Annotated in this window: 3 protein-coding genes; all 3 read left to right on the plus strand. The window is 26.7% G+C overall.

Annotated elements, in window-relative coordinates; genetic code table 11:
• The first annotated feature begins 212 nt into the window (after positions 1-212).
• The 3 genes from KGF36_RS19745 to KGF36_RS19755 all read left to right on the plus strand — a co-directional run bounded on the left by KGF36_RS19745 (position 213) and on the right by KGF36_RS19755 (position 4,486).
• The gene (locus KGF36_RS19745; RefSeq protein WP_227830477.1) at positions 213-1,337 is read left to right on the plus strand and encodes a metal-dependent hydrolase family protein; all 1,125 of its coding nucleotides are present in this window, start codon (positions 213-215) and stop codon (positions 1,335-1,337) included.
• Between the two features lie 281 nt (positions 1,338-1,618).
• Positions 1,619-2,413 carry an ABC transporter ATP-binding protein gene (locus KGF36_RS19750; protein ID WP_227830478.1) on the plus strand — a complete coding sequence of 265 codons (795 nt, stop codon included), beginning with the start codon at positions 1,619-1,621 and terminating at the stop codon, positions 2,411-2,413.
• Positions 2,414-4,486 carry an ABC transporter permease subunit/CPBP intramembrane protease gene (locus KGF36_RS19755; RefSeq protein ID WP_227830479.1) on the plus strand — a complete coding sequence of 691 codons (2,073 nt, stop codon included), beginning with the start codon at positions 2,414-2,416 and terminating at the stop codon, positions 4,484-4,486.
• Positions 4,487-5,157 lie beyond the last annotated feature (671 nt).

Raw genomic sequence — 5,157 nt, forward strand, 5'->3', positions numbered from 1 at the left:
CTCACGATAGAGATATAAATGCAAGTATAAATATACTAAAAGAAGGATTAAGACTAATAACAGTTTAAAATAGATAATTTATGTAAGAACCGTAGGAACTATGGGGATAGCCTGTGGAGAATTGGTAAGACATATTTTAGTATGCAAAATTCTATGAAGCAGGAACTCTGTGACTTTAGCCATAGGAGGTTCAGGGAACAGGAAATAGTATTATGAAGGATAAAGGTATAATTATTGATGAAGATACTATACTTGAAATTGAAAATATAAGAGAAGATTTAAGTGGATATGATGTATATGATTACCTAGATAAAACTGTTATGCCAGGAATTATGAATTGTCATGTGCATTTGACAATGGAGCCAGTAGGAAATCCAAAAGTTTATTATGAGAACGTATCTGATGTAGAGCTTGTGGTAAATACAATAAAACAACTTGATGCATATTTAGATTCAGGAGTAACATATATTAGAAGTCTAGGTTGTCCAAAATATGTGGATGTGCAGCTTAAAAATCTTATAGACAAAGGGTCTATAGATGGTCCTGGTATAGTTACTTCAGGTCCAGTTATATGTATGACAGGAGGACATGGATACTATTTTGGTATTGAAAGTGATGGAGTAGATGAATGTAGAAAATCAGCTAGAACAGTTTTAAAAAATGGAGTAGATTGTGTAAAGATAATGGCTACTGGAGGTGTAACAACTGATGGTGTTGAGCCAGGTTCACCACAATTGACTTTAGAAGAAATGAAGGCTGCTATAGATGAAGCTATAAAAGCAGGGAAAATAACTGCTACACATGCACAAGGAAGAACTGGTATAAAAAATGCAGTGCTTGCAGGAATCACTTCTATAGAACATGGTGTTTATTTAGATGATGAAATAATTGATTTGATGCTTGAAAGAGGAACATATCTAGTTCCAACAGTTGCTGCACCATATTTTATTTTAAATGCAGGAAAAGAAAGTGGAATAACTGAGGCTACTCTTAGAAAGTGCGAAATTGTTGCTATTCCACATAAAGAATCATTCTTAAAAGCGTACAAAAAAGGAATTAAAATTGCAGTTGGTTCTGATGCAGGAACTTCTTATAATGAACATGGAAAGACATATTATGAAATGAAGTTAATGTCAGATTATGGTATGGATAATATGGATGTAATAGTAGCAGCTACAAAAACTGCATCTGAACTTTTAAGAATTGATAAAAATTATGGAACTTTAGAAAAAGGAAAGAAAGCAGATGTGATAGTTGTAAATGGCAATCCTATAGATAATATAGATGTAATGTCAGATGTTTTAGCAGTATTTAAACTTGGTAAAAAAGTTAGATAATAAAATAAAAGAGAAATTAGAAAAAAGTGTCTGAAAGATTTTTAAATGATTAGAGACACTTTTTTTATTGATAATATTTATTAATACTTTAAAAATTAATATGTTATTTTATATCTATTAGTTAATACATATTATAAAAGAATAAAAAGTAATAATTTGTCATGTAAATAGATATGTTTTTATAAATAAGATATTTTAAAATAAAAAATAGTATATAAAAAAGGTTTATATGTTATATTTATATAAATATATCTATAAATAAGAAAGGAGCAAATTGGTAAATGATAGAGGTAGATAAGTTATGTAAATCTTTTACAAGAGTTATAAAAGATGATAAAAATAAAAGTTCAATAAAAAAATTAAAGAAAATTAAAACTAAAAAAGAAGACTTTCTTGCTGTAAATAATGTTTCTTTTAGTGTTGAAGAAGGTGAGATAGTCGGAATATTAGGACCAAATGGTGCTGGAAAGACAACTTTACTTAGAATGCTAGGAGGAATATTAACACCAACATCAGGAAATATAAGTGTTTCTGGATATGATTATTCAATAGATAAAAATTCAGCAAAAAAAGAAATAGGATATCTATCTGGAAATACAAAGCTATATGGAAGACTTTCTCCTAGAGAACTTTTAACAACTTTTGGAAGTTTATATGAAATGACAAAAGAAGAAATAGAAGAGTCGATTAAAAATGTTGTAAAAGTAATGGATATGAATGAATTTATAGACAATAGAATTGAAAATCTATCAACTGGTCAGACACAGCGAACATCTATAGCTCGTTGTTTAATACATTCCCCAAAAGTGTATATTTTTGATGAACCAACATTAGGTCTTGACGTTTTGAGTAGTGCATCTATAATAGACTTTATGAAAAACGAAAAGTTAATAGGAAAAACCGTACTTTATTCAACTCATTATATGGAAGAAGCAGAAATTTTATGTGATAAGATTTTAATGATTCATAATGGAAAAATAATTGCATCAGGAACACCGAAAAGTTTAAAAGAAGAATCGGGAGTAAATAATCTGAGAGATGTGTTTATAAATCTTTCTAGAATGGAGGAGGTTTAGATGAGAAGTAAAATTGTAAAATACATATTCAAAAAAGAAATGTTAGACATACTAAGAGACAAAAAGACCTTATTTATGATGATTGTTATACCACTTCTTTTATATCCTTTGCTTATGTTGTTGATGATTCAAGTAATGAATATGTCTGCAAATAGTATGAATAGTAAAGATATTAATATAGCTTTTGATAGTACACCTAATAAAGTGCTTGTATCAATGATTGAAGAGGAGAATAATTTAGAGGGCGATACTGGGACTAATAAAGATACTACAAATGATAAAGGCAAAATAAAAATATTAAGTGTTGATAATTATAAGAAGTCTTTAGAAGAAAATAAAATTGATGCTTACATAAAAATAGAAGAAAAGCAATCATCTACGAGTTATAAAATATATATGAATTCATCTCAGGAAAATTCGTCTAACTCTGTAAAAAGAATTGAAACTGTTTTAGATAAATACAAGAGATTTACTATAGAGAATACTTTATCTGAAAAAGGACTGGATGTACAAAGTACATTAGAACCTATAAAGTACAGTACTATAGATGTTGCAAAAACAGAAGAAGTAGCAGGCTACTTCTTAGGACAGATATTGCCATTTATATTAATAATAGGAGTTTTGCTTGGTTCAATATATCCAGCAATAGATGTTATGGCTGGAGAAAAGGAAAGAGGTACACTAGAAACTTTATTTACACTCCCAATATCAAATTTAGAATTAGTCATGGGAAAATATATGGCTGTTTCCCTTAGTGCAATAGTAACAGCAATTTTAAATATTTTATCTATGGGCTTAACGATGGCATTTATTTTAGTGAGTGGGGGTCTTAGTAGCCAGTTTGGTTTTGGAAATTTTAATTATGGAGATTTAATTTTACCAATTGCTACTACTTTAATATGTGTATGTCTGTTTTCAATGGTAGTTGCAGCAATAAGTATGTGTGTATGTTCACTAGCAAAAAGCTTTAAAGATGCTCAAAACTATATAACTCCTCTTATGTTGGTTATTATGATACCATCTTATGTTTCTATGATACCAAATATAGTATTGGATAGAGTAACAGCTGTAATACCTGTGGTAAATATATCATTACTTATAAAAAGTGTATTATCTTTTAAAAGTGATTTAAATCTGATAGCACTAGTTTTAACATCGAATATAGCTTTTGTTATATTGGCAATTATACTTCTGTCTAAAATGTTTAATTCTGAAGAAATACTTTTTGGAAATAGTAAGAGTTTTTCTTTCTTGGAGAAAAGATGTAATATAAAAAAAGGGTCTATACCAACTGTGAGTGATGGGATTATTTTGTATGCAGTAGGATTAGTTCTTTTAATTTATGCTGGTTCTTTGGTTCAAATTAAATTTGGAACAGCAGGTATTGTAATGACACAAGTTATGATAATTGCTTTACCACTAATATTTGCATATTATATCAAAGCTGATTTTAGAGAAGTATTTAGTATAAAGATTCCAACATTAAAACATCTCTTAGGAGGAGTTGTTCTTTGGATTGGTGGATACATCATTATTATGATTATAACTCAGTTAATTTTATTTTTATTTCCTCAAAATATGGAAGTGGCTGAGAGTTTAAATAAATCTCTGTTTATGAAGGATAAATTTTTATTGAATTTATTGATAATAGGATTATTACCAGCTATATGTGAAGAAATATTTTTTAGAGGTTTTATATTTTCTGCATTTAGTAAATCAAAAAATGGAGTTAAGTCTGTAAAGTTAGCAATAATCTGTAGTGGAGTATTGTTTGGTATTATGCATATGGATTTTATAAGAATAATTCCAACATCAATATTAGGAATCATATTTGCATACAGTGTATATAAGTCGGGCTCTATATTTGTATCAATGTTATTACATTTCTTAAATAATAGTGTAGCAGTTATAGTAAGTCATTATGCAACAGGAAATATAGCTAATTTATATAAGTTTATTGAGGTTGATTTTTCAAATTTAAATATGTTTAAATTTGTTTTAATTCTTGTAATAAGTTTTATATTGGTTATATTAGGAAGGAGACTTTTATATAGAAAAGATTTAAAAAATTAAATATAAATTTCTTAAATATATTGAGATAATAAATAACACTAAAATATATAAGTATTACTTTATTTATATATACTTTAGTGTTATTTTATTTATTTCTTCATTATATAAACTCTTTATAAATTCATTTATATAATATTTTAATTATATAAATGAATTTATAAAGAGTTTATATTAAAAAAATGACCTTAAAAAATTAAGTGAAAGTAACATATTAAAAAATTTAGATTAAATATTATTCAATTTAGTTTGTTATGAAAATTAAGTGTTGATTTGTGGAAATGAATAGAAGAAGAAAAATAGAATAGAATTTTAAAGGTAAATATGTTGCAAATACTGTATTTTAATAAAAAGTAGTCATTTCTTGTAAAATGGATAGTTTATATTTACTTTAAAATTTGTAAAATTTTGTTATACTATATATATAGAATATGTTATATTAGTTGTCTTTCCTATTGATTTATACATTTCATATCGGTATAATAGAAAATAAATTGGATTATTTTGGCATATAATTATTGATAAAAAGTCCATCTTTTTATATGAATTTTCTGAAAAGTTTTATTTTTATATTATAATTATATTGATTTTTACTAAAAACTATCCATTTTACAAGAAATGGAAACTTTTGGAATGTGTTTATTTGCTAGTGGTTTATAATCAAATAGAGGTGC

Source organism: Clostridioides sp. ZZV14-6009, assembly GCF_020658095.1.
Lineage (GTDB): Bacteria > Bacillota > Clostridia > Peptostreptococcales > Peptostreptococcaceae > Clostridioides.